The organism is Variovorax paradoxus, assembly GCF_022009635.1.
Classification (GTDB): domain Bacteria; phylum Pseudomonadota; class Gammaproteobacteria; order Burkholderiales; family Burkholderiaceae_C; genus Variovorax.
This window is the reverse complement of record NZ_CP091716.1, coordinates 7,386,099-7,411,844: the sequence shown is the minus strand read 5'-3', so window position 1 is coordinate 7,411,844 and position 25,746 is coordinate 7,386,099. Positions and strand designations below refer to the sequence as shown.

Below are 25,746 nucleotides of genomic sequence, written 5' to 3'. Positions count from 1 at the left end.
AGATCCCCGTTCGCGCTGGCGTCGTGAGCGGGGGCAACGATGAAAACCGCCACAACAACAGCTGGAGACAAGCCAAATGAGTTCGTTTGAACAGGCGCCGAAAGGCGCCGAGCCCCGCACGCCGGGGCATGTCGAGTCCGCGCGTCCGCGCGCGGCTGTGGGCAGCGCAAGCGGCTCGGGTCTGCTTGAACGGGTGTTCAAGCTCAGCGCGCACAACACCACGGTGCGCACCGAGGTCATCGCGGGGCTCACCACCTTCCTGACGATGGCCTACATCATCTTCGTGAACCCCTCGATCCTGGGTGACGCGGGCATGCCCAAGGGCGCGGTGTTCGTGGCCACCTGCCTGATCGCGGCGCTGGGCACGCTGATCATGGGGCTGTACGCCAACTACCCGATCGCGATGGCGCCGGGCATGGGCCTGAACGCCTACTTCGCCTACGTGGTGGTGCTGGGCATGGGCTACACGTGGCAGGTCGCCCTGGGCGCGGTGTTCATCTCGGGCTGCCTGTTCCTGATCGTGACGGTCACCGGGCTGCGGGAGCTTTTCATACAGGGCATACCGCAGTCCTTGCGAACGGCGATCACGGTGGGCATCGGCATGTTCCTGGCGCTGGTGGCGCTCAAGGGCGCGGGCGTGGTGGCGGCATCGCCGGCCACCTTCGTCACGCTGGGCGACCTGCACTCGCCGCCGGTGGTGCTGGCCACGCTGGGCTTCCTGCTCATCGTGGCGCTGGACAAGCTCAAGGTGCGCGGCGCCATCCTGATCGGCATCATCACGGTGACGGTGCTGTCGTTCTTCTTCGGCGGCAACAAGTTCCACGGCGTGTTCGACGCGCCGCCGTCCATCGCGCCCACCTTCATGCAGCTCGACATCCTGGGCGCGCTCAAGGGCGGCATCCTGAACGTGGTGCTGGTGTTCTTCCTGGTCGAGATGTTCGACGCCACCGGCACGCTGATGGGCGTGGCCAAGCGCGCCGGCCTGCTGGTGCCGGGCAAGATGGAGCGCATGAACAAGGCGCTGCTGGCCGACAGCGGCGCGATCTTCGCGGGCTCGCTGCTCGGCACCTCGAGCACCACGGCCTACGTGGAAAGCGCGGCCGGCGTGCAGGCGGGTGGACGCACCGGCCTCACGGCCGTGGTGGTGGCGCTGCTGTTCCTGGCCTGCCTGATGATCTCGCCGCTGGCGGGCTCGGTGCCGGCCTACGCGACCGCGCCGGCGCTGCTCTTCGTGGGCTGCCTGATGCTGCGCGACTTGGTCGAGCTGGACTGGGAAGACACCACCGAGGTGATTCCGGCGGCGGTGACCGCGCTGGCCATGCCCTTTACCTACTCGATCGCCAATGGCCTGGCGTTCGGCTTCATCACCTATGCCGTGCTGAAGCTGTGCACCGGCCGGGCACGGGAAGTGCATGCGATGGTCTGGGTCATCGCCGCCGTGTTCCTGTTCAAGTTCGCCTATGTGGGCGGGCATTGATGCCGTGAACTGAGCAAAGCGCCGTCGGGCGCCGATGGTCGCGGGAGCCGCTATTAAACTTATAGCTGCTCCCGCTTTGTTGCTGTTGAACGAGACAAACCCACGAAACCCGGCATGACAACCCCCAGACTCCAGCTCGCGCACATCACCAAGCGGTATCCCGCGGTGGTGGCCAACAGCGACATCTCCCTGGCCGTGCAGCCCGGCGAAATACACGCCGTGCTCGGCGAAAACGGCGCCGGCAAGTCGACCCTGATGAAGATCATCTACGGGTCGGTCAAGCCCGACGAAGGCACCGTCACCTTCGACGGCCAGGCCGTCAACCTGCGCAACCCCCAGCAGGCGAGGGCGCTGGGCATCAGCATGGTGTTCCAGCACTTCAGCCTGTTCGACACGCTCACGGTGGCCGAGAACGTCTGGCTGGGGCTGGACAAGTCGCTGCAGCTGGCCGAGGTGGCGCGCAGCATCACGGCCAAGGCGAGCGAGTACGGCCTGGACATCGACCCCTCGCGCCCGGTGCACACGCTGTCGGTGGGCGAGATGCAGCGGGTGGAGATCATTCGCGCGCTGCTCACCAACCCCAAGCTGCTGATCCTGGACGAGCCGACCTCGGTGCTCACGCCGCAGGCGGTGCTCAAGCTGTTCCAGGTGCTCAAGAAGCTGTCGTCCGAGGGCTGCAGCATCCTCTACATCAGCCACAAGCTGCACGAGATCCGCGAGCTGTGCACCGGCTGCACCGTGCTGCGCGGCGGCAAGGTGACGGGTGTGTGCAACCCGCAGAACGAGAGCAACGAGTCGCTCTCTCGGCTGATGATCGGCAGCGAGCCGCCGCCGCTGAAGCACCGGCCGGTGCACGCGGGCGCGGTGGCGCTGCGCGTCGAGCGGCTGTCGCTGGCGCGTGAAGACCAGTTCGGCGTGGACCTGGACGGCATTTCCTTCGAAGTGCGCGCGGGCGAAGTGGTCGGCGTTGCGGGCGTCTCGGGCAACGGGCAGAAGGAACTGCTCTACACGCTGTCGGGTGAGGACGTGCGCGCCGACGCCGCGATGGTCCGGGTGTTCGACAAGCCGGCGGGCCGGCTGCGGCCGCGGGCGCGCCGCGCGCTGGGCCTGCATTTCGTGCCCGAGGAGCGGCTGGGCCGCGGCGCGGTGCCCACGCTGGGGCTCGCGCACAACCTGCTGCTGACGCGCGGCAACGCGGTCGGCCGGGGCGGCTGGATCCGCACCGGCGTGCTCGAGCGCCATGCGCGCTCGATCATCGAGCGCTTCAACGTCAAGGCCGGTGGCCCGCACGCGGCGGCGCGCTCGCTGTCCGGCGGCAACCTGCAGAAATTCATCGTCGGCCGCGAGATCGACGCCAACCCCAGGCTCTTCATCGTCTCGCAGCCGACCTGGGGCGTGGACGTGGGCGCCGCCGCGCTGATCCGCGGCGAGATCCTCGCGCTGCGCGATGCCGGCTGCGCCGTGCTCGTGGTCAGCGAAGAGCTGGACGAGCTGTTCGAGATCAGCGACCGGCTGCACGTGATTGCCAAGGGGCGGCTGTCGCCCTCCATCGACCGCGCGGCCGCCACGCCGGCGCAGATCGGCGAATGGATGAGCGGCCTGTGGCAGAAGGAGTCGGCCCATGCTTAAGCTCGAACCCCGCCCGGAGCTGTCGCGCTTCTGGAGCTACGCATCGCCGATCCTGGCGCTGCTGATCACCGTGCTGATCGGCGTGGCGCTGTTCGCCGCGCTCGGCAAGGACCCGGTCAAGGGCCTGCTGGTGTTCTTCTACGAGCCCATCAAGAACGGCTACGCCATCGGCGAGCTGATGGTCAAGGCCACGCCGCTGCTCATCATCGCGCTGGGGCTGGCGGTGTGCTTCCGTTCGAACGTCTGGAACATCGGCGCCGAGGGGCAGTTCGTGTTCGGCGCCATCGCTGCGGGCGGCGTGGCGCTGCTGGCGGACAAGACCACCGGGCAGTGGATCGTGGTGGCCATCCTGGCCGCCGGCATCCTGGGCGGCATGGTGTGGGCGGGCATCGTCGCGTTCCTGCGCGACAAGTGCAACGCCAACGAGATCCTGGTGAGCCTGATGCTGGTCTACGTGGCCACCCTGCTGCTGGGCTACATGGTCTTCGGTCCGTGGAAAGACCCGAACGGCTACAACTTCCCGCAGACCAAGACCTTCGAAGCGGTGACGCAGATCCCGCGCCTGTTCAAGGGCTCGCGCGTGAGCATCGGGCTGGTCATCGCGCTGGTCGGCGCGGGCGCGCTGTGGGTGTTCCTGTTTCGCACGCGGGCGGGCTTCGCGCAGCAGGTCGGCGGGCTGGCGCCGGCGGCCTCGCGCTACGCGGGCTTCTCGGCGCGGCGCGCCGTGTGGATCGCGCTGCTGACCTCGGGCGGCGCGGCCGGCCTGGCCGGCGCGCTCGAAGTGGCCGGGCCGCTCGGGCAGCTCACGCCCTACGTGCCGGCCGGCTACGGCTTCGCGGCCATCATCGTGGCCTTCGTCGGGCGGCTGCATCCGGTGGGCATGATCTTCTCGGCGATTCTCATGAGCATGTTCTATATCGGCGGCGAACTCGCGCAATCGCGCCTGGGCCTGCCGAAGTCGCTCACCGGCGTGTTCCAGGGCCTGCTGCTGTTCACGCTGCTGGCCTGCGACACCCTCATCGCCTACCGAATCCGGCGCAAGGCGGCCGCCAAGGCCGCCGCGGCCGGCATGACCACCGCGTCGCTGCAAGCCAGCACGCCCATCACCGCGCCCGTCGCGCGCCCGACCGAGGGAGCCCTCTGACATGGAAAGCTACGCACTCCTGCTCGGCTCCACTTTGAGCGCCGGTACCGTGCTCGCCATCGCGGCGCTGGGCCTGCTCATCAACGAGAAGGCCGGCATCGTCAACCTCGGCGCCGAGGGCATCATGCTGTGCGCCGCCATCGCGGGCTTCGCGACGGTCGTCACCACGCACAACCCCTGGCTCGGCTTCCTGGCCGGCATGGCGGCGGGTGCCTTGCTCGCGGCCTTCTTCGGCGTGCTGGTGATCTGGCTCAACACCAACCAGTACGCCACCGGCCTGGCGCTGAGCCTGTTCGGCGTGGGCTTCTCGGCTTTTGCCGGCATCAACTTCGTGCAGGCCAAGCTGCCTGAAAGCGCGTCTTACGCCATTCCGGTGCTGGGCGACATTCCGCTCATCGGCCCGGCGCTGTTTCGCCATCACCCGATGGTGTACGTCGCGATGGCGCTGACTGCCGCGCTGATCTGGTTCCTGTACCGCACGCGCGCCGGGCTGGTGCTGCGCTCGGTCGGCGAATCGCCCGAGTCGGCGCATGCGCTGGGCTACCCGGTGCGGCGCATCCGCTTCCTGGCGGTGATCGCGGGCGGCGCGCTGTGCGGGCTGGCGGGCGCGTACCTGTCGACCGTCTACACGCCGCTGTGGGTCGAGGGCATGGTGGCGGGCCGCGGCTGGATCGCGCTGGCGCTCACCACCTTCGCCACCTGGCGGCCGGTGCGCGTGCTGCTGGGCGCGTACCTGTTCGGCGGTGTGTCGATGCTGGGTTTTCACCTGCAAAGCAGCGGTGTCGACGTGCCTCCGCAGTTCCTCAGCATGCTGCAGTACATCGCGCCCATCGTGGTGCTGGCGCTGATCTCGCGCAACCCGGCTTTCATCCGGGCGAACATGCCGGCGTCCATCGGGAAACCGTTCTACCCCGGCTCATAATCGCGTTTTTCGTTTTTCCGCCAACCCGTCCTTTTTGAGGATTTCCGACAATGAATGATCTGAACAAGCGCTCCCTGCTCAAGCTGGCTGCCTTCACCGCGGTCGCTTCGGCCGCCCTGATCGGCTGCGGCAAGAAAGAAGAAGCCGCAGCACCGGCCGCCGCACCCGCGGCCCCGGCTCCCGTGGCGGCCGCTCCGGCGCCGGCAACGGCAGCGCCGCTGAACATCGCGTTCGCCTATGTCGGTCCGGTGGGTGACGGCGGCTGGTCGTTCGCGCACGACAACGCCCGCAAGGCGCTCGAGAAGGAATTCGGCGACAAGATCAAGACCACCTTCGTGGAAAGCGTGCCCGAAGGCGCCGACGCCGAGCGCGTGTTCCGCGACTTCGTGAGCCAGGGCAACAAGCTGATCTTCGGCACCACCTTCGGCTACATGGAGCCCATGCTCAAGGTCGCGGCCGACAACAAGGACGTGAAGTTCGAGCACGCCACCGGCTACAAGACCTCGGAAAACATGCGCACCTACGACAGCCGCACGTACGAAGGCGCGTACATGGCCGGCGTGATTGCCGGTGCCATGACCAAGAGCAACACCCTGGGCGTGGTCGGCTCGGTGCCGATCCCCGAAGTGCTGCGCAACATCAACAGCTTCACGCTGGGCGCGCAGTCGGTGAACCCGAAGATCACGACCAAGGTCGTGTGGGTGAACGAGTGGTTCAGCCCGCCCAAGGAAACCGAAGCCGCCACCGCGCTGATCAACGGCGGCGCCGACGTGCTGTTCCAGAACACCGACTCGCCGGCCGTGCTCAAGACCGCGCAGGAAAAGGGCAAGCGCGCCTTCGGCTGGGACTCGGACATGACCGCCTACGGTCCCAAGGCCCACCTGGCCTCGGCCGTCATCAACTGGACGCCGTACTACGTGAAGGCCACCCAGGAAGCCCTGGACGGCAAGTGGACCACCGGCCAGGCGTGGTGGGGCGTGAAGGAAGGCGCCATCGACCTGGTGTCGATCGCCGAAGACGTGCCGGCCGAAGCCAAGGCCAAGGTCGACGAAGTCAAGAAGGGCCTGAAGGACGGCAGCTTCGTGATCTGGAAGGGCCCGATCCTGGGCCAGGACGGCAAGGAACTGGTCGCCAAGGACGCCGTGGCCGACGACAAATTCCTCTCGGGCATCAACTTCTACGTCAAGGGCGTGGAAGGCAAGGTGCCGGGCGGCGACAAGAAGTAAAGCAGCCACGCGCTGACTGCTGATCGACGGGCCACCCCTGGAAAGGGGTGGCCCGTTGTCGTTTCTGGCGCAGCGTTGAGGCGTGCATGGGACACGTTTTGTTTGAAAAGCAATGCTTCGAGCAAAGAAAGCGTAAATCCGTGAATAAGTGAACTCTTATGTGTTACAAAATAAGTCCGAACTTTTGAAGTTGTTAGCTGGCCGCCACTGCATGGACTTTCTTTTCACGGCAATCCGTGAGGAAAATCCTTGCCTTCAGCTAGAGTAACAATCGGTGTCGCAGCGCCGGTCCGCCGAATGGTGGATCGGCGGCCAAGCGCCTTCAGGAGGACCGCCAAAGACCCACAGACGAGGCTGAAATGCAGGATGCCGCCACCAACCCCACTCAAGCCGCAGCGTCTCAGCTCGCACCACCCCCGCTGGAGATTCCCGGCTACGACCTCGAGGAGGCGCTGGGCGCCGGCGGCTACGGCACGGTGTACCGCGCGCGCCAGCGAAGCACCGGCGCACAGGTCGCGATCAAGGTCGTGAAGCTGCAGGCGGGCAACCGCCGCGTGGCGCGCTTTCACCGCGAAACCCGGCTCTGCGCCGCGCTGCACCATCCGCACATCGTGCAACTGCTGGACAAGGGCGAGCAGGGCGATTGCGTCTACGGCGTCTTCGAATACGTGCCGGGCGAAACCCTCACCAGCCTCATCCGCCGCCAGGGCGCGCTGACGGCCTCCGAGACCGGCCGCCTCATGGCCGAGGTGCTGGACGCACTCGACTGCGCGCATGCCGCCGGCATCGTGCACCGCGACCTCAAGCCCGACAACGTGATGGTGACGCTCACCGGCGCCGTGCCCCATGCGAAGGTGCTCGACTTCGGCATCGGCACCGTCATTCCCCAGCGCACCGGCCTGCAGTTCCCCGCGCTCACCATGACCGAGGAAAGCCTGGGAACGCCGGCCTACAGCGCGCCCGAACAACTGCGCGGCGAACCGCCGAGCATCCGCACCGACCTCTATGCCTGGGGCCTGATGTTCCTCGAATGCCTGACGGGCGCGCCCGCCGTGCAGGGTGCGTCGGCCGCGGAAATCCTGCACCGGCAACTGAGCCCGCAGGAAATCCCGCTGCCTCCCGAAATCGTGGAGCACCCGGTGGCCGCGCTGCTGCGCAAGGCGCTGAAGAAGAAAGCCTCGGAGCGAAGCGATTCCGCGGCCACGCTGCTGGCCGAACTCACGCGCCTGCGGCTCGAAGACCTCGTCGGCGTGCTGCGCTCGACCCGGCAGGCGCAGCACGAAACGATGACGCGCACCGTGGCCACCACGCGCGTCTTCTCCGAGAAGCGGCAGCTCACCGTGCTGTGCTGCAGCGTCTCGGTCTGGCCCGACACCGACGCCGACGGCGCCGAGACGCGTGCCGCGCTGCCCTCCGACATCGAAGACATCGAACTGCTGCAGCGCGACGAACTCGCGCTGTTCGCCGAGACCGCCACCCGCCGCGGCGGCCTGCTGGCCGGCACGCTCGGCGACCGCATGATCGTGCTGTTCGGCTATCCGCATGCCAGCGACACCGATGCGCGGCAGGCCAGCATGACGGCGCTCGAGCTGATGGCGCTGAGCCGCCGCCGGTCCGCCGCCATTGCGCAGGCACACGGCGTGCACCTCGGCATCCGCATGGGCATGCACACCGGCATGGCCGTCGTCGCCAATGGCGAAGTGCCGTCGGGCCATGCCGTCAACGTGGCGATGCGGCTCGAAGCCGTGGCCGAGACGGGCACGCTGCTCGCGAGCGAAAGCAGCCACCGCCTGCTGGGCCGCTACGCGCACTTCGACAAGGCCGCCAACGTGAGCCTGCCGGGCCAGTCCGCCGGCATCCAGACCTACCAGCTGAATGTCGACCGGCAGGCACCGCTGCTGCCCGACCCGTCGCCGGACGCCGCGGCGCTCGCCGTGTGCGTCGGCCGCGAGTCAGAACTCCAGCGCCTGCGCGCCGCATGGACGCGGGCGCGGCAAGACCGCGGCAGCGCCGTGTGGATTCGCGGCGAGCCCGGCATCGGCAAGTCCTGCCTGGCCGACGTGCTGCGTGCGCACGTGCTGGCGGAAGGCCTGCGCACCGTCGGCGCGCAGTGCCAGCCGGAGAACCGCAACAACGCGCTCACGCCCTTCCTGAACCTGCTGCGCCAGCGGCTCGATGCTGCGCCCGACACTTCGCCGGACGGCCGCCGCGAGCAGCTGCGCGAGATCCTGCGCGGCGCCGGCTGCGACGAAGACGCGGTGCTGCCGATCTTCTGCGCGTGGCTCTCGCTGCCGCTGGGCGACTGCGAGCCCAGCCGCATTTCTCCGCCGATGCAGAAGGCGCTGCTGCTGGCGTCCATGGCGCAGTGGCTGCTGCACATGGCCGAGTCCGAGCCCCTCTTGCTGGTGCTCGAGGACATGCACTGGGCCGACCCCACGAGCATCGAGTTCGTCGAACAGCTCAGCGCGCAGCTGCCGCGCTGCCGCGTGCTGCTGGTGTTCACCGCACGGCCCGAATGGACGCCGCCGCAGGGCCTGGAGGCCGAGTGCATCGACGTGCGCCGGCTGGACGACGCGCAGGCCGCGGAACTCGCCCGGCGGGCGCTGGCGCCGCGCGCCGTCACCGCCGGGGTGATCCGCAACGTGGTCGAGCGCACGGACGGCGTGCCGCTGTTCGTGCAGGAAATGGCGCGCATGCTGCTCGACGCCTACCTGGTCGAGAGCGACGGCGTCTGGGGCTTTCGCGACACGGTGCAGCCGGCCGCCATTCCGGTCACGCTGCGCGACTCGCTGGTCAGCCGCTTCGACCGGCTCGGCCCCCTCAAGAACCTGCTGCAGCTCGCGGCCACCATCGGCCGCCAGTTCGAGATCGACCTGCTGTGCGCCTGCTCGGGCCGCGCGCGCGAGGCGGTGGATTCGGACATGGCCGTGCTGCGCGAGGCGGAGCTGGTCATGCCCGACGAGCGCGCGGGCGCCGGCGCCTACATGTTCCGCCACGCGTTGATCCGCGACACCGCCTACGAATGCATGCTGGTGGCGCAGCGCCGCCAGCAGCATCGCGACGTGGCCCAGACGCTGGTGCAGCGCTACCCGCAGCGCGTGGCCGCCGAGCCCGGCGGCGTGGCGCAGCACTGGGCCGACGCCGGCGACCATGCACAGGCCGTCGCGCATGCGGTGCAGCAACTTCGCATCACGCAGGTGCGCTCGCTGAACGATGAAACCATCGCCTATGCCCGCCACATCGACAGCTGGATGGGGCAGCTCGACGGCGCCGCCCAGCCCGAGGCCCGGCTCGACGTGAACAGCTATGTCACGCAGGCGATGATGAACAAGTACGGCTGGGCGCACGAGCAGGTGGTCGAGCGCATCGCGCTGTCGCAGGACCTGCTGAACGACACCGTGGCGCGCGAGAAGCAGGTGCAGCACCTGTGGACGCTCATCACCTATCACCACGTCGCGAGCAACCGCGGCGAGGTGCGCCGCCTGAGCCAGCGTCTGCTCGACCACGCCACGCAGCAGCAAGACCAGGGCGTGCTCGTCGCGGCGCAGACCTATCTCGGGCTCGCGCACTATTCGGACGGCCGCTTCGACCTGGCCGAGCAGGCGCTGACCGATGCCATCGAGCGCTACGACCCGGTCGCCCATGCGCACCACGCGGCCGAGTTCGGCTTCGACACGCGCGTGTGGGCCACCACCGGGCGCGCGCTGGTGCGCTGGTTCGCGGGCCACGACGAAGCCGCGCGCAACGACGCCACCACCGCCGTGCGGCTGGCCCGCGAGATGTCGCACATTCCCTCGCTGAGCATGGCGCTGCTCTACCAGAGCCTGGGCCACCAGGCCCGCGGCGACAGGGCCCGCGCGCTCGCGAGCACCGGCGAGCTGCTCGACATCACGGCGCGCTACGGCCTGCCGGCATTCACCGGGTACGCGGAAATCATCCGCTGCTGGGCCAGCGGCGAGGCGAGCGACATCGCGCGCGCCGATGGCGCCGTGGAAGCGCTGTGGGGCATGGGCTGCCGCTACTGCCAGAGCTACTACCGTTCCTTCGCCGCCGAAACGCTGGCCGCCGGCCAGCGCTGGACGGAGGCTGCCGAGCGCATCGACGAATGCCTGCGCCTGGTCGACGTGCTCGAAGAACGGCTCTACAGCGCCGAGCTGCACCTGAAGAAAGCCCGCTACCTGCAGGCGGCGGGCGCCGACAGCGCGACCGTGCAGGCGTGTTTCTCGCAGGCCGCGCTGACCGCGCGCGAGAGCGGAAAACACCGTACCGAAACCGAAGCCCTGGCGGCGTTGCAGGCACTGGCACCCGCCGTGCACGACGTCGCCGGACGCTTGAAGGAGCTGGCCGCCCTGCGGCCGGAACTGTCCGTGCGCACGCTCGTGCATGCGCACATCACTTGAACCAAGGATGAAGTCACCATGACCCTCCAGCGCCAGAACGCCGACCCGTTGCTCGAATTCCGTCTCGCCTACCTGCGCGGCGTCGCCCGCTCGTGGCAGGACGACGCCTACCGCGTCGAACTGCTCGAGCAGCGCGACATCCAGCCGCTGCTGCACCGCGATTTCGGCCTGCCGACGCTGTGGCCGCAGCTCGACATCTCGCTCTACCAGAGCGCCGACCCGCGCAAGCGCGCCGAATGGAAGCCGATGCTCACCGCCGGCTGGATCGGCCCGGACGACGCCTTCGTCATCGTGCTGCCGCAGGCACCGGCGTCCAACGCCTCCGAGGCGCTGGCTGCCTACTACCAGCAGTTCCCCAACTTCATGGGCTCGTCCGCCCAGTTCGAAGCCTCCGAAGTGCCGCCCGGCCTGCTGGGCGGCGGGCTGCCCACCGGCCTGGGCATTCCCGGCGGTGGTCCCGATTCGCTGCTGGCCTTCGGCGGCGTGGTGCTGCGCGCCATCGCGCTTGCATGGCAGTCGCCTGAATTCCACGCGGAACTGACCCGCGACGACGGCGCCGACAAGGCCAATGTGCTGAGCCAATGGCTGGGCTACAACAACCCGTTCAATTTCGAGATCCGCTTCGCGACCAACTCGGCGTTCACCTGGAACTCGGCGACCAGCCAGTGGAACCAGACGAACCCGGACGGCTCGGCCATCAAGAACAGCATCCAGCTGAACTACCCGAGCGCGCCGGAAGAGAAGGACATGTGGGCGATCGCGCTGACTTCGTACAACAACACGGGCAGCGCCTATCCCTTCACCTGCTGACATCCGGGCAGCGCCGGCCCCGGCGGCGCTGCAAGGCGCCACGGCCACGCTGCTGCTGACGCTGGCCGCGCGCGCGCGGGCCGGCGACATGGCGGCGGACGTGCCGGCGTTCCCGGACCTGGAGGCGCGCCGCATTGCCGCGGCGCTGCCCTTCGACCTGTCGACCTATGCGGTGGACACCGCCTTCGTGCGCGGCGTGGTGGTGCGCGCGCTTCTGTTCGACCGGTTCGCGGCGGAGTTTCTCGCCGCGCATCCAACGGGCCTGTGCATCGCGCTGGGCGCCGGCCTGTGCACGCGCCGCAGCCGGCTGGCCACGGGCGCGGCAACGGCCGGCGCGCGCTGGCTCAACGTCGACCTGCCCGACGCCATTTCCCTGCGCGAGCAACACATGCCTCGCGCCGAAGAAGAAAACAACCTGGCCTGCTCGCTCCTCGATGCCGCGTGGCTCGACGCCGCAGGCCTGCCGGGCGAACGCCCCGTGCTGGTGATGCTCGAGGGCGTGTGCCCCTATCTGCCGCAGGAGCCGCTGGAGGCGGTGCTGCGTCAGCTGGCCGAGCGGTTCGCGCGCGGCGGGCCGCCTTGCTTCGTCGTGCTCGACCATGTGCATCCGGCGCTCGCGCGGCTGCCCATGCAGGTGGGCGGCATGCAGTTGCCGGTCGTCTCCGGCTTCGAGGACGCCGGGCGTCTGGCGCGCATTCATCCGTCGATACGAGTGATATCCGAGGAACATCCTTATGCGCAGTTCTCGCAGCAGCACCAGCTGTTCGAGGCTGCATTCCACGCCACCACGGGCGCGCGGCCCTATGCCGTCGTCCGCCTCACATTGGGCTCGCCAGACGATGCGTGACGCCGCCGCACCCGACCTGTTCGGCGATGTCTTCCAGTGGCACGAAAAATACCTGCCGCCGACGGTGTTGCGCGACCGCCTGCTGCTGCTGAGCGAGAACGAACTGCTGGTGCTCGGCTCGCCCGGCGTGATGGCGCTCGAGCGCGTGCTGCGCGAAGGCGTGAGCCTGGCGACCTACTGCAGGGATGCGAGCGCCGGCGCGCTGCTCGCCGAGATGCTGCACGCACTCGGCGCCCTGCTGCGGCAGGGCCTGGTGCGGCCGGTGATGCTGCGCGGCGGCGAAGCCTATCTGCTGCCCGATTTCTCCGCATCGCATGCGCCCATGGCGGTCTCGGCGCATGTCGATGCCATCTCGCTGACGGACGCGGTCGGCCGCGGCGCGGCGCTGCGCTGGGGCCAGGCGCTGGCCGAAGAGTTCGACGAGGCAGGCGACAAAGTGGGCGATGAAGCTGGCCTCACGATCGTGTTCTGCGACGACTACCTCGACCCCCGGCTGGGCGCGATCGATGCCCGGCAGCGGTCGAAGGGCAGGCCGTGGCTGCTCGTGAAGCCGGCGGGCGAGCAGGCGATGGTCGGTCCGCTGTTCACGCCGCGACCGGTCGACGCCGAGGGTGACGCAGGCCATGCGCATGAAGCCCCGGCCTGCTGGCATTGCCTTTCGCACCGCTGGCTGCGCAACCGCCCGGCGCGTGCCTGGTGGCGGGCGCGGCATGGCGACCTGGGCAGCGGGCCGCCGGTGCGCGCGGGCGCCAGCCTGGTGGTCGAACGGCTGGACGGGTTGCTCGCCAAGGCGCGGCAGATGGTCGCGCAGCGCGGCGATGCGCAGGCGGTGTGGACGCTCGATCCGCTGGAAAGAAACCCCGTGGTCGCGCGCCCCCAATGTCCGCAGTGCGGAACGCCGGGGCTCATGGCGCTGGTGCAGCACGGGCGCATCGCGCCGGTGCCGGGCGGGCCCGTTGCCAGCGCCGACGGCGGCTGGCGCACCGCGCCGGCCTCGGCCACGGTCGAACGCCTGTCGCGCCACGTCGGCCCGCTGTGCGGCGTGATCGCGCGGGTGAAGCCGCTGAACGCCGAGTCCGAGGACATGCTGACGGTCTACCGCAGCGAGATTTTCAAGACGCCGCCGCCTTTCGGCGACCCCGCGCCGGGGGCCTGGACGCAGGTCTGCCTGGGCAAGGGCATGTCGGCGGCGCAGTCCCGCGCGAGCGCGATGTGCGAGGCGGTCGAGCGCTACTCGGCGTTCTACCAAGGCGACGAAGCCACCGTCATCGCCCCCGCCGCGGACCTGGACGCGCCCTGCATTGCGCCGACCGCGCTGGCGCGCTTCAGCGAGCACCAGAAGTCGCAGTTCGACACCGAGAAGCCGCCGCACGCCGTGGTGTCGACCGACGCCCAGCCGCAGGAGCCCACCTGGTGGGCGCCCGCATGGTCGCTGACAGCCGATGCGCGCCGCTACCTGCCGCTGGCCTTCTGCCACGCCCATGCACCGGCCGAGAGCCAGTACCACGTCACCTGGACGTCGAACGGCTGCGCGGCGGGGAATACCGTCGAGGAAGCCATCCTGCAGGGCTTCCTGGAGCTGGTCGAGCGCGATGCCGCCGCCATCTGGTGGTACGGCCAGGTCCGCCGGCCCGCCATCGACCTGGACGGCATGCCCGTCGCAAGCCGCCTGCGCCTGTCGCGCACATGGGGCCTGCAGTGGGCGCACTGGGTGCTCGACATCACGCACGACTTCGGCATTCCGGTGGTCGTGGCCGTAGGCCGGCACCGGCAGACGGGCGAATGGGCCATCGGCTTCGGCTGCAGCCCCGACCGCATGCTGGCCTGCGAGCGCGCGCTCACCGAAATGAGCCAGCTGATCGCGGCCGGCAAGACCTTCCCGGTGCCGAGCGCCGCCGGCCTGGAGGGGCCGCCGGCCTTCCTCATGCCGATGGAAGAGGGCGGCACCGTGCCGTTGCGTGCGGCGCCCGACCCCGACGCGCCGCGCGACATCGCCGGGGAAATCGCGCGCTGCGTCGGCATCGCCGCCGGCCTCGGCCTGGAGACGATCGTGCTCGACCACTCGCGTCCCGACATCCCGCTGCGCACGGTGAAGGTGGTGGTGCCGGGCCTGTGCCACATCTGGCCGGAGCTGGGCAACCCGCGCCTGTACGCCGTGCCCGTGGCGATGGGGTGGCGCCGCGTTCCCGCGCAGGAGGCCGATCTCAACCCCCAAGCGCTGTACGTCTGAGCGTGCGAGGGACAATAGGAGGTATGGCTCTCTTCAGGAACAAGCGAGACGGTCGGTCCATCGTGCTGCGCCCCGTGCATGCCTTCGGCCGTCGTCCGTCGGCCTGCCAGACCGTGCTCAAGGCGCCCGATGTATCGCAGGTCCATGCGCTGGTCCGCTGGAACAGCATGGCCTGGGAAATCGTCGACCAGAGCCGCAACGGCACCACCCTGAACGGCGAACGCCTGCCGAACGGCCGCTGGACCGCCTTGACCCTGGGCGCCGAAGTGCGCATGGGCCTGGGCGACGAACTGGCCTGGACCGTGCAAGACCTGGCACCGCCCGTCACCTGCCTGTTCTCGGGCCAGGGGCTCGGCGAACCCGTGGTGCTGAACCCGCGCGAAACCCTGCTGCCCGACGCCCAGCAACCCGAAGTGAACGTGTATTTCCACGAGGGGCGCTGGCTGCTCGAGCACATCGACGGCATCGAGCACCTGAGCGACGGCGCCACGGTCAGCACCTCGCGCGGCGCCTGGGAGTTCGTGCTGTGCGACGACCTGGAGTCGACCTCGGAGAACGCCATCGCGCCGGCGGGGCCGAAGGCGGTCGATGTCGCGCTTCACTTCGACGTCAGCCAGGACGAGGAGCACACCAGCCTGAGTCTGCTGGCGGACGGCAAGTCGGTGTCGCTGGGCGAGCGCATCCACCACTACACCCTCGTCACGCTCGCGCGGGTGCGCCAGCAGGACGCGGAACGAGGCGTTCCGCCGCAAAGCCAGGGCTGGATCGGGCTGGAGGACCTGTCGCGCATGCTGGGCGTGGAGCCCTCCTACGTGAACATCCAGATCTTTCGCGCCAAGCACCAGATACTGAATGCGCTGCCGCCCAGTCTGGGGGAGCCGCCGCTGGTCGAGCGGCGGCGCGGCAACGTGCGCCTGGGCGACTACCGCTTCGAGATCCGGGGCGGGGCGCACCGCGTGTAATCGGTTGTAATTCCTTTTATCCCCCGTGCTCCCTAGAGTGACCTCCAGTGCAATGCCGCCGCCACGGCGTGCGTTGCCTGAACCAGTCACTTCTTCAGAGAGCCATGGGCAAGATCTTTTCCGTCACGGTCGACAACCACGCGAGCCATTCGGCTTTTTTCATGGTGTTCCAGAGCGACCCGACGCAGTGGGCGCCCAACGCCCTGTCGCTTGCCTGGTTCGCCAAGTACTCGAACCCTGGCCAGAACTCGCGGACCCGGTTCCAGTGGACGGTCGACACCGGTTTCTCGTGGGCTGAAACGGGCGAACTGCAGCCGGGCGTGCAGTTTGCCGCGGCCGAGACCTACGAGCCGACCGGCGGCAGCAACCGGATTTCGCTGGACTGCGAAAACGGCGTGTACCGCTTCGCCTACCCCAGCTGGGGCGCCGACCCGTCGCGTTTCTACCTTGCCGAAACCGCCAACATCCCGGCCCGTTCGCAGGCCTGTGTCGGCGTGACCATGTCGGGCAGCACCGTGTACGCGGTGCAGGCCCGCCCGAACCAGAACCTGGCCTTCTCGCCGCGCCCCCGGTACTTCATCGCCTACGGCGACTACCAGGAAGGCGACGTGATCGACGTCAGCACGGTCAACAACCCGCTGGAGCTGGCATTCCCGCCCGGCGTGCATGCGCTGACGACCACGCTCCACGCCGACGGCAGCTGGACCCGGCCGATTCCCCTTGCCCGTGCCAATGAGCAGCGCCTGCGCCTGCTCTCAGTTTGAGGAGAGACGAAACATGCTGACCGCCAGCCATACGGCCTCGAGGCCGACACCGGATTTTGCGGAGGACCTTCATGAAAAAAACATCTCATTCTTCAGCGGGCGCAGCCACGGCGGCGATTCGGCGAGCCGGCGTCCGGGAGAGGCGGCAATGATCGGCGCGGACACGCGGCGCGTGCTTCTCGTGCCGGCGGGCGCACAACTCGAAGACCCGCGCGTGACCTGCCTGCCGATGGAAGAGCGCGTCTGGGAAAGCGGCTACACGCTGGTCATCGACGAGGTCAAGCGCGGGCTGCTGCAGGACTTCTGGAAGCACTACTACGGCTCCTCCGCCGAGATGGACGTCTCGGGCGTGCAGCTGATGGAGTTCCGCAAGGACATCATGGCGATCACGCCGGAGTGCGTGGGCCAGCCGGCGGTACTGCGTTTTCTGGTGGAACTGGGGCGCATGTGCGTGCAGGCCTACCGCCAGGAAGGCAGCCTGCGGGTCGTGGCCGCCTAGGCCGGGCCACGCAGCAAGGGCGTTGCGACGCGGAAACCGCGCGCAAGGTGCAAGAGTTTCCAGGAGGAATCGCACTCTTTGTAATGAACCGGGGAAAGCGGCTCGCTCCGCATCCGGGCGTGGCAATGACTCAAAAATAATAAGTTGGAGGGAGTATTCGATGGGTTGCCTGGCACCTCAGAACATGAGGAAGATTTTTCCGAAATGCCCTGGTCCCAGGGACCTGTACAACCCCAACTCGATCACCGCCCAGGCCATGGCGCCGGTCTGCCCGTGGTGCCGCAGAGAAGATCGAAACATGTATTTCGATCCCGTCCGGCTCCAGGCCCGGGCGATGCGGATGGAGTTGAGGATTCCGGTGTCGCAGCGTCCGGAAAACAGGAATCCCGCCCAGGCCTGGTCCATGATGACCCGGTGGTTCCTGGCCTCGCTTTATGTCGACTCGATCGGCAAGCCGCCGAATCCGGATTCGCTCGCTTTCTGCGTGGCCGGCTCCCTGGCACGGCTGGATGCGGCGCCGTTTTCCGACATCGACTGCTTCGTCATTCTGAAAGACCCGTCCACCGCCGTGCGCATGAAGGCGGTCGGGAAGGTGTTCAAGAAGAAACTGATGGCCACGATGTCTCAGGATTCGGCGCTGATGGTCGACCCGGTGGGCATCGACCCGGTCACGCTGTGCGACGGGCCGGCGGAGATCCGGAACCTGATCGTGCAGCGCAACATGGACCAGCTGATCCACCCGCTGCTCAATGCGCAGGTGGCTTTCGGAAATCGCGAGCTCCTCGCCCAACTGTGCGATCTTCTGAAGAAGACGGCCTCGCTGGACCTGAAAACCCAGGGGCTGTCGGACTTGAAGGAGTGCTTCCAGGATTACCGGCCGCTGAAGTTGCCGGGCGCGTCCGGCGGGCGGGTGGGCATCGACCTGAAGAGAGACCTCGCCCGGCCGCTGACGTTCTGCCTGAACGGCCTTGCGAAATACAACGGCATCACCGTGGTGGGCGTGCGTGCACAGGCCCATGAACTCATGACGGCGAAGCTCATTTCGACCGAAGTGCACCTGATGATCATCACCTGCTCCGAGGTGCTCGAAAGAATACGCGTGACCTCGCAACTGGCGCGCCTGGGGCATCACGGAGACACGCTCGGCTACAACAGCGAAGCCGAGGTTCCTTCCGAGCTGATGAAGGTGGTCACCCAGGTCAATTGCCTGCAGCACATGGCGGCCAGGTACCTTGAATGGCTCGACTCCAAGACGCCGGTCATCTTCGGCAACCAGAGCCCCTTCCTGAGCAAGTCTCCCGCGGCCTACTACGCGAGGTAGCGGCCGGGAGAGCCGTTCATCGAATCGATCAGGCCTGGGCCGCCTGCAGTTGCGCGCCCATCTTCTGGTGGATCAGGTTCACCGCCTTCAGCGGGCGCAGCATCACCTTGAATTCGGTGATCCGGCCGACGTCGTTCCACTTGATCATGTCCACGCCATTGATCTGGATGCCGTCCAGCTCGAGCGAGAACTCCAGCACCGCATCGTTCGCGGACTTGAGTTCGCGCACATAGCGGAAGCTCTCGTTGAAGAACACCTGGAACGCCGCCGCCAGGTATTTTTGCGTGATGGCCTTGCCCACCTGGGGCTTGTGCACCACCGGCGAATGAAACACGGCTTCGTCGTCGAGCAGGGCATCGAGCCCGGCCACGTCGCGTTCCTTGACGAGCCGGTGCCAGGTGGCGAGTGTGTCGATCGGCATGGGTCTCCTGGGGCTGTTGTGGTTGGTGTCCGCCATTTGACGCACGCATGCGCCGCATGGCAAGACGTCACGCGCGCCTAGGCGACTCGTCGTCAGGCCAGCCGGTCGAGCAGGCTGTACCAGGCCACGCCGCCCGCCACGTAGAAGCGCTGCAGGCCGTGTAGCGGAATCGGCCGGATCGGCGTCACCGGGTACGGAAAATCCGCGCCCGCATCGACGAGCCGCGCCGCCAGGTGCTTGCCCATGCTCGTGGCCAGCGCAATGCCCCGCCCGTTGTAGCCCAGCGCGATCGTCACGCCCGGCGCCGGGTTGTGCACGTGCGGCATGAAGTCGCGCGTGACCGCGATGCGGCCGGCCCAGCGGTACTCGTAGCGCAGCGGCCCCAGCTGCGGAAAAAGCAGCTCGAGCGATCGCTCCAGGTGCGAGAAGTCCGAAGGCCCGGACGGATCGGCGAAGTGCCCGCGGCCCCCCATCAGCAGCCGGCCCTGCGCGTCCTTGCGGAAGTAGAGCAGCAGGCGCTGCGAGGTCGAGGCGGTTTCCCCGAGCGGCAGGATGGCATCGGCCGCCGCGCCCTTCAGCGGCTCGGTGGCGACGATGAAGCTGTTCGCGGCGAGTACCGTGCGCTGCAGCCGCGGCCACAGCGTGCCCGTGTAGCCGTTGGTCGCAATGACGACCTGCTCGGCCGTCACGCTGGCGCCGGTCGAGGTGCTCGCGTGCCAGTGCGTGCCCCGCCGCTCCAGCGCCGTGACCTCGGTGTCGCCATACACCGAGGCACCGAAACCCTGTGCGGCGCGCACCAGGCCGCGTGTGTAGGCCAGTGGCTGGATGCCGCCTGCGCGGCCGTCGAGCCAGCCGCCCGCGAAGGCCTCGGTGCCCAGCCGCGCGGCCACCGCCGCGCGGTCGAGCATCTGCGTCTGCACGCCGCGCCGGGCCCACTGCGCGGCGCGCGCATGCAGGCTTGCCACGTCCTTGGGCGCGTAGGCGACCTGGAGCCAGCCGTTGCGCACCGGCTGGCAGTCGATGCCGTGGCGCGCGATCAGCTCGAACACCAGGTCGGCCGAGCGCGAGACCGCGTCGATCAGCGGCGCGGCGCGCGCGCAGCCGTAGAGCCTGATGAGCTCGTCGGGGTCGTGCTTGAGCGTGGGATTCACCTGCCCGCCGTTGCGTCCCGACGCGCCCCAGCCGGGTTCATGCGCCTCGAGCACGCAGACCCGCACGCCGGCTTCGGCCAGGTGCAGCGCGGCCGAAAGCCCGGTGAAGCCGCCCCCCACGATCAACACATCGGCCTTGCGCGACTCGGTCAGCGGCGGCGTCGCGGGCGCGGGCGGCGCGGTGGCGGCCCAGAGCGACGGCGGCATGGCAAGACCGCTCATGCGCGCGCCTCCGTGGCATTGCCAGCGGCGCCCGAGGGATGCAGCACGCGCCGCAGGAAGTCTTGCGTGCGCGCCTGGCGCGGGGATCCCAGCACCTGCGCGGAAGGGCCCTCCTCGACGATGCTGCCGCTGTGCAGGAAGCACACGCGGTCGGCCACCTCGCGCGCGAAGCCCATCTCGTGCGTGACCACGATCATCGTCATGCCCTCGTCGGCCAGCGCGCGCATCACGCCGAGCACGTCGCCGACCAGTTCGGGGTCGAGCGCCGAGGTGGGCTCGTCGAACAGCATGGCCTCGGGCTTCATGGCCAGCGCGCGGGCAATGGCCACGCGCTGCTGCTGGCCGCCCGAGAGCTGCGCCGGCCAGGCCTGTGCCTTCTCGGCCAGCCCCACCTTGGCCAGCAACGCCAGCGCTTCTTCGCGCGCCTGCGCCGCGCTCTGGCGCAACACGTGCACCGGGCCTTCCATCACGTTCTCCAGCACGGTGCGGTGCGGGAACAGGTTGAAGCGCTGGAACACCATGCCCATGCGGCTGCGCAGCCGGTGGATGCCGGGCGCGTTGCGGTCCACCCGCTCGCCGAAGGCGCGCACTTCTCCGCCCTCGTACGATTCCAGGCCATTGATGCAGCGAAGCACGGTCGACTTGCCCGAGCCCGAGGGACCGATCAGGCACACCACCTCGCCCTTGTCCACGCGCAGGCTCACGCCTTGCAGCACGCGGTGCGCGCCGAAGCGCTTTTCCAGTCCTTCGACGTGGATCATGGTTGCTTTCTCCCGGCGGCGAAGCGCTTCTCGAGCCGCCGCAGGCCATACACCAGCGGCAGGCTCATGAGCAGGTAGAGCAGGGCGACCAGCGTGTAGACCGTCATGTTCTGGAAGGTCGACGAGGCGATGAGCTGGCCGGCGCGCGTCATTTCGGCCACCGTGATGGTCGAGACCAGCGAGGAGTCCTTCAGCATCATCACCAGCGTGTTGCCATAGGGCGGCAGCGCGATGCGAAAGGCCTGAGGCAATATCACCCGCCGCATGATCAGCGCCGAGCGCATGCCCATGGCCTGCGCGGCTTCGCGCTGGCCCGGGTCGACCGCCTCGATGCCGGCGCGGAAGTTCTCCGCCTGATAGGCCGAGTAGGCGATGCCCAGGCCGATCACACCGGCCTGGAAGGCCGTGAGCTGCACGCCGAACTCGGGCAGCACGAAGTAGATGTAGAAGAGCTGCACGATGATCGGCAGCCCGCGGATCACGTTGACGATCACCGAGCCGGCCCACGAGAGCGCGCGCACCGGCGACAGCTTCATCAGCGCGAGCGCAAGGCCGAGCGCGCTGCTCAGCAGGAAAGCCAGCACCGTGACCTGCACGGTGACCACGGCGCCCTGCAGCAGGATCGGCAGGAAGTCCTGCGCGTTCTGGAAAAAGGTGGCAGCAGCCATGGGTCAGCGCGCTCAGATGCCCCACTTCTGCACGATCCTGGCGAGGGTGCCTTCGGCCTTGACCGCCGCGATCGCCTTGTTGAGGCGAGCCAGCGTCTCGGTGTCGCCCTTGCGCACCACCAGGCACACGTCGCCCACGTTCACCGGCTTGTAGCTGTCGACCAACCGCACGCCCGGAAAGGTGTTCTGGCGGATCTGGTAGGCCATGATGGGTTGGTCGCCCAGCCCGGCCTTGATGCGCCCGAGCGACAGGTCGCGCGTGAGGTCGGCCACCGAGTCGTAGCTGCGCACCTCCTTGAAGATGCCTTTCTTGTTGAGCATGTCGAGAAAGACGGTGCCGACCTGCGCGCCGACCACCTCGCCCTTGAGTTCGTCGAGCGAGACGTACGCGCGGGTGTCGTCGCTCTTCACCAGCAGGCCTTCGCCGTACGAATACACCGGGTCGCTGAAATCGACCACCTCCTGGCGCGCCGGCGTCTTCAGCATGGCGGCCGAGACGATGTCGATCTTGCGAGCCGTGAGCGAGGGAATGAGCGCGGAGAACACCGTCTGCTGCACGTTGACGTTGAAGCCGCCGGCCTTGCCCACGGCGGTGACGGTGTCGACCATCATTCCCTGGATGCTGTTGGTCTTCACGTCCAGGAAGGTGAAGGGCACGCCGGTGGCGGTGGCGCCCACGTTGTAGGTCGGCGCGGCGCCCTGTGCCACGGCCAGCGAGGCGCCGCCGGCGATGCAGAGACCCAGGGCCAGGCGTTGAAGGCGGCGAACGATGCGATTCATGGAAGCACTCCTCGAAGGACAGAAGTTGAAAAGTGGAAGGTGGAAGGGGAAAAAGGGCGGGTGCTTCCCGCGTTGCAACATGCGTGCCAATGGTCGATTCATTTGAATCTTTAATCAATAAATGAAAACCACTAGTCGATCTTAAAGTATCGATATTCGATATTTGAGTCGCATGTCGCTATACTCCGACGCCATGGACGCCACACCCGACACCGCCCCCGAAGACAGCCAGAGCCTGCTTTTCAACCAGTCGCTGGAAAAGGGCCTGGCCGTGCTGCGCGCCTTCAGCGCCCGGCGCCGCACCATGACGCTGGCGGATGTGGCCGCGGCCACCGACATCACCAAGAGCTCCGCGCAGCGCATGGTCTTCACGCTCGAGAAGCTGGGCTACGTGCGCAAGCACGCGAAGACGCGGCGCTACCAGCTCACGCCGCGCGTGATGGAGATCGGCTTCAACTACCTCGCGGCCAATTCGCTGATCGACGTGGCCAACCCCTTCCTGTCGGAGCTGACCAAGGTGACGACGGAAACCTCCTGCCTCACCGAGCCGGACGGGCTCGACATGGTCTACGTGGCGCGCTTCGTCAGCGCGCAGTTCGTGCCGGTGCACATGCCCATCGGCAGCCGCATCCCGATGTATTGCACGGCCTCGGGGCGCGCCTTCCTGAGCGCCTTGCCGGAAGAAGAAGCGCGCGCGCTCATCGAGGCCTCCGACCGCACGGCCCACACCATGCACACGCTGACCGACGTCGACGGCATCCTCGATGCGTTGCGGCAGGCGCGGCTGCAGGGCTTTGCCACCAATGCCGAGGAACTGTTCCTGGGCGACATGACGATCGCCGCGCCCGTGCTGGGCAGCCAGGGACGGCCGGTCGCGTCGGTGCACGTGGTGGCGCCCACCAGCCGCTGGACCATCGACGAAGCGGTGCGCAAGCTGGCGCCCACGCTGCTGCTGTGCGCACGCTCGCTGACGAGTTCCGCACGCAGCATCGACTGACGCCCATACGGTTTCGGGCATCGGCCCGGCGGCGGCTGGCTTTATGCTTTGCAGGATCACAACGCAGCAGCAGTTCCCCACCATGACCGATTTCCGCCCCACCTACGACCAGAACTTCGACCGCATCGGCACCGACCGCCTGCCCGAGCTGCTGCGCGCCATGCCCAAGGCCGAGCTGCACATGCACATCGAAGGCTCGCTCGAACCCGAGCTGATCTTCGCGCTGGCCCAGCGCAACGGCGTGTCCATTCCCTACGCCAGCGTGGAAGAGCTGCGCCGCGCCTACGCCTTCACCAACCTGCAGAGTTTCCTGGACATCTACTACGCCGGCGCCAGCGTGCTGCTGAAGGAGCAGGACTTCTACGACATGGCCTGGGCCTACCTGGAGCGCGCCGCGGCCGACAACGTGGTGCACACCGAGATGTTCTTCGACCCGCAGACGCACACCGCGCGCGGCGTGCCGATGGAAACGGTGGTCAACGGCCTGCACCGGGCCTGCGCCGACGCGTTGCCCAAGCTGGGCGTGAGCGCGCTGCTCATCATGTGCTTCCTGCGCCACCTGAGCGAGGAAGAAGCCTTCCAGACGCTGGAGCAGGCGCTGCCGTATCGCGACAAGTTCATCGGCGTGGGCCTGGATTCGAGCGAAGTGGGCCATCCGCCCGAGAAGTTCGCGCGCGTGTTCGCACGCTGCCGCGAACTGGGCCTGCACCTCGTCGCGCATGCCGGCGAAGAGGGTCCGCCGGCCTACGTGCAGAGCGCGCTCGACGTGCTGAAGGTGGAGCGGGTCGATCACGGCGTGCAGAGCGCCAAGGACCCGGCGCTGATGAAGCGGCTCGCACAAGACCGCATTCCCTTGACCGTGTGCCCGCTGTCGAACCTCAAGCTCTGCGTGTTCCCCGACCTCGCGCAGCACAACCTGGGCACGCTGCTCGACGCCGGCCTCGTGGCCACCGTCAACTCCGACGACCCGGCCTACTTCGGCGGCTACATGAACCAGAACTTCACGCAGACCTTCGAGGCCACGGGGCTCGGCGTGCGCCACGCCTGGCAGCTCGCGGCCAACAGCTTCGAGGGCAGCTTCATCGACGAGGCCGCCAAGCGCGCTTATGTCGACCGGCTGAACGCGGTCTTCGCCGCGTTCTGATCTGTCGCCGCCGCGGCAACGGGCCGCGGCACCAGGAGCGGCATCGCCACCAGTGCGCAGGCGCTGGCCGCCAGCCACACCAGCGGCCAGCCCTGCAGCGCCATCAGGTGCGGAATGGAAAAGGGCGTGACGAAGCACACCAGGAACACGCTGGTGTTGGCCATGCCCAGCGCCGTGCCCGCGCGTGCCGCGCCGGCCAGCGTGGCGAGCTCCGTGTAGGCCACCCCGTGCCAGGCCGACACGCACACGCCGCTCGCACCCAGCAGCACGATCAGCGCGATGCGCAGCGCCGATGAGTCCGCAGCGTGCGCGCCGCCCAGCAGCACCAGCAGCGCGAGCCCGGCGAACAGCAGCACGCTCAGGCCGCTGCAGGCGCGCAGGTAGGCCGGGCGGTTGCGGCGGCGATCGGTCCAGCGGCCGCTCCACACGCGCATCACCATCGCGCCGACCTGCACGAACACCATGGTGGCGGTGATCGCCGCGAAGCCCGCATGGCCGAAGTCGTGCAGGAACACCGTGCCGAAGGACAGCACCGCGAACTGCGGCGCGCAAAGGATGCCGATGCCCGCCACGATGCGCCACACGCGCGCGTCGCGCAGCGGGCCGCTTCGGGGCGCGGCCGCTTCCGTGGCGGCAGCAGCCTTGCCGCGCGGTGCGATGGGTGGCTCGTGCACCCAGGCCCAGCTCATCGCGGCGCTGAGCGCGCACAGCAGCGCCAGCAGGCCGTACAGCGCGGCGAAACCGAAATGCAGCGTCACGACAGGCAGCACCAGCGCACCGATGCCGCCGCCCAGCGGCACGGCGGTCTGCCGGATGCTCATGGCGAGACCGCGCTCGCTGGCGTCGAACCACGTCATCACCGCCCGTCCGCTGGCGCCGTTCACGCTGCCGCCCAGCAGGCCGACCAGCAGCAGCCCGGCGCCGAGCCAGCCCAGGCCGGGCACGTGGCCCGCGGCCGGCGCGGCCCACAGCGCCATCGCCACCAGCGCGAGGGCGGTGCTGCCCAGGCCCGTGAGCAGCACCGGACGGTCGCCCCAGCGGTCGGTCAGCAGGCCCCAGGGCAGTTCGCTCACGGCGATGCCCAGCCCCATGAGGCCGAGCACCAGCCCGAGGTTGGCGTTGTCGAGCCGGTAGCCGGTGCGCATTAGCACCGCGGTCATCGGGATGCCGCTGAAGGCGACCGAGAAAGCCGCGTTGGCGGCCACGCCGGCGGCCAGCACTTTCCAGCGATGGCGCGGCCCGAAGGCAGGGGAGGAGAGGGTAGTGGGGCTCATGTTGCGGTGCAGTGTCCGCCGTTGCAAAGGTTTTGAAAATCAGAAAATAATCGGCCAATCGTTCCAAAAACCAGGACGATTGAAGCCGCAGGAAAAA

General features: G+C 68.3%; 21 protein-coding genes. 15 read left to right on the top strand and 6 right to left on the bottom strand.

What is annotated here, in order from left to right:
- Nucleotides 1-76: 76 nt before the first annotated feature.
- From L3V85_RS34840 to L3V85_RS34780, 13 genes are all read left to right on the top strand, one after another.
- Nucleotides 77-1,477: an NCS2 family permease gene (locus tag L3V85_RS34840; protein WP_237677106.1), complete on the top strand. Its 1,401-nt coding sequence runs from the start codon at nucleotides 77-79 to the stop codon at nucleotides 1,475-1,477.
- 114 nt (nucleotides 1,478-1,591) lie between these two features.
- Nucleotides 1,592-3,106, top strand: a complete 1,515-nt coding sequence (locus L3V85_RS34835; protein ID WP_237677105.1) for an ABC transporter ATP-binding protein — start codon at nucleotides 1,592-1,594, stop codon at nucleotides 3,104-3,106.
- A complete protein-coding gene (locus tag L3V85_RS34830; RefSeq protein WP_237677104.1) occupies nucleotides 3,099-4,250 on the top strand; it encodes an ABC transporter permease in 1,152 nt (383 codons plus the stop codon). Before L3V85_RS34835 ends, L3V85_RS34830 begins: the two co-directional genes overlap by 8 nt.
- Nucleotide 4,251: 1 nt before the next feature.
- Nucleotides 4,252-5,172: an ABC transporter permease gene (locus L3V85_RS34825; RefSeq protein ID WP_237677103.1), complete on the top strand. Its 921-nt coding sequence runs from the start codon at nucleotides 4,252-4,254 to the stop codon at nucleotides 5,170-5,172.
- Nucleotides 5,173-5,222: 50 nt separating this feature from the next.
- The gene (locus L3V85_RS34820) at nucleotides 5,223-6,398 is read left to right on the top strand and encodes a BMP family ABC transporter substrate-binding protein (RefSeq protein ID WP_237677102.1); all 1,176 of its coding nucleotides are present in this window, start codon (nucleotides 5,223-5,225) and stop codon (nucleotides 6,396-6,398) included.
- A 359-nt stretch (nucleotides 6,399-6,757) separates the two neighbouring features.
- Nucleotides 6,758-10,798, top strand: a complete 4,041-nt coding sequence (locus L3V85_RS34815; RefSeq protein ID WP_237677101.1) for a TOMM system kinase/cyclase fusion protein — start codon at nucleotides 6,758-6,760, stop codon at nucleotides 10,796-10,798.
- A gap of 18 nt (nucleotides 10,799-10,816) precedes the next feature.
- A complete protein-coding gene (locus L3V85_RS34810) occupies nucleotides 10,817-11,608 on the top strand; it encodes a BMA_0021/BMA_0022 family TOMM bacteriocin (protein WP_237677100.1) in 792 nt (263 codons plus the stop codon).
- Nucleotides 11,609-11,708: 100 nt separating this feature from the next.
- Nucleotides 11,709-12,455, top strand: a complete 747-nt coding sequence (locus L3V85_RS34805; RefSeq protein WP_237677099.1) for a class I SAM-dependent methyltransferase — start codon at nucleotides 11,709-11,711, stop codon at nucleotides 12,453-12,455.
- Nucleotides 12,448-14,685 carry a TOMM precursor leader peptide-binding protein gene (locus L3V85_RS34800; RefSeq protein ID WP_237677098.1) on the top strand — a complete coding sequence of 746 codons (2,238 nt, stop codon included), beginning with the start codon at nucleotides 12,448-12,450 and terminating at the stop codon, nucleotides 14,683-14,685. Before L3V85_RS34805 ends, L3V85_RS34800 begins: the two co-directional genes overlap by 8 nt.
- Before the next feature lie 23 nt (nucleotides 14,686-14,708).
- Nucleotides 14,709-15,647: an FHA domain-containing protein gene (locus L3V85_RS34795; RefSeq protein ID WP_237677097.1), complete on the top strand. Its 939-nt coding sequence runs from the start codon at nucleotides 14,709-14,711 to the stop codon at nucleotides 15,645-15,647.
- A gap of 104 nt (nucleotides 15,648-15,751) precedes the next feature.
- On the top strand, nucleotides 15,752-16,411 hold the full coding sequence (locus L3V85_RS34790; protein ID WP_237677096.1) for a hypothetical protein: 660 nt from the start codon (nucleotides 15,752-15,754) through the stop codon (nucleotides 16,409-16,411).
- A 148-nt stretch (nucleotides 16,412-16,559) separates the two neighbouring features.
- Nucleotides 16,560-16,910, top strand: a complete 351-nt coding sequence (locus L3V85_RS34785) for a hypothetical protein (protein WP_237677095.1) — start codon at nucleotides 16,560-16,562, stop codon at nucleotides 16,908-16,910.
- A 298-nt stretch (nucleotides 16,911-17,208) separates the two neighbouring features.
- Nucleotides 17,209-18,231 carry a hypothetical protein gene (locus L3V85_RS34780; protein WP_237677094.1) on the top strand — a complete coding sequence of 341 codons (1,023 nt, stop codon included), beginning with the start codon at nucleotides 17,209-17,211 and terminating at the stop codon, nucleotides 18,229-18,231.
- 28 nt (nucleotides 18,232-18,259) lie between these two features.
- On the opposite strand, the gene L3V85_RS34775 is transcribed toward L3V85_RS34780, so the two are convergent.
- The 5 genes from L3V85_RS34775 to L3V85_RS34755 all read right to left on the bottom strand — a co-directional run bounded on the left by L3V85_RS34775 (nucleotide 18,260) and on the right by L3V85_RS34755 (nucleotide 22,234).
- Nucleotides 18,260-18,652: a nuclear transport factor 2 family protein gene (locus L3V85_RS34775; RefSeq protein WP_237677093.1), complete on the bottom strand. Its 393-nt coding sequence runs from the start codon at nucleotides 18,650-18,652 to the stop codon at nucleotides 18,260-18,262.
- Nucleotides 18,653-18,744: 92 nt separating this feature from the next.
- Nucleotides 18,745-20,025, bottom strand: a complete 1,281-nt coding sequence (locus L3V85_RS34770) for an NAD(P)/FAD-dependent oxidoreductase (RefSeq protein ID WP_237677092.1) — start codon at nucleotides 20,023-20,025, stop codon at nucleotides 18,745-18,747.
- Nucleotides 20,022-20,786 (bottom strand): amino acid ABC transporter ATP-binding protein, encoded by a 765-nt coding sequence (locus L3V85_RS34765; protein ID WP_237677091.1) that lies wholly within the window; start codon nucleotides 20,784-20,786, stop codon nucleotides 20,022-20,024. Before L3V85_RS34765 ends, L3V85_RS34770 begins: the two co-directional genes overlap by 4 nt.
- Complete coding sequence (gene ehuD / locus L3V85_RS34760) at nucleotides 20,783-21,454, bottom strand: ectoine/hydroxyectoine ABC transporter permease subunit EhuD (RefSeq protein WP_237677090.1); 672 nt, start codon at nucleotides 21,452-21,454, stop codon at nucleotides 20,783-20,785. The genes L3V85_RS34765 and ehuD overlap by 4 nt, the downstream gene beginning before the upstream one ends.
- Nucleotides 21,455-21,466: 12 nt before the next feature.
- On the bottom strand, nucleotides 21,467-22,234 hold the full coding sequence (locus L3V85_RS34755) for an ABC transporter substrate-binding protein (protein WP_237677089.1): 768 nt from the start codon (nucleotides 22,232-22,234) through the stop codon (nucleotides 21,467-21,469).
- 193 nt (nucleotides 22,235-22,427) lie between these two features.
- On the opposite strand from L3V85_RS34755, the gene L3V85_RS34750 reads away from it, so the two are divergent.
- Complete coding sequence (locus tag L3V85_RS34750; protein WP_237677088.1) at nucleotides 22,428-23,231, top strand: IclR family transcriptional regulator; 804 nt, start codon at nucleotides 22,428-22,430, stop codon at nucleotides 23,229-23,231.
- Nucleotides 23,232-23,313: 82 nt separating this feature from the next.
- Complete coding sequence (locus L3V85_RS34745) at nucleotides 23,314-24,375, top strand: adenosine deaminase (protein ID WP_237677087.1); 1,062 nt, start codon at nucleotides 23,314-23,316, stop codon at nucleotides 24,373-24,375.
- Here L3V85_RS34745 and L3V85_RS34740 read toward each other — a convergent pair.
- Entirely contained in the window at nucleotides 24,336-25,649 is a 1,314-nt protein-coding gene (locus L3V85_RS34740) for an MFS transporter (protein ID WP_237677086.1), read from the bottom strand. The two genes, L3V85_RS34745 and L3V85_RS34740, sit on opposite strands and share 40 nt — an antisense overlap.
- Nucleotides 25,650-25,746 lie beyond the last annotated feature (97 nt).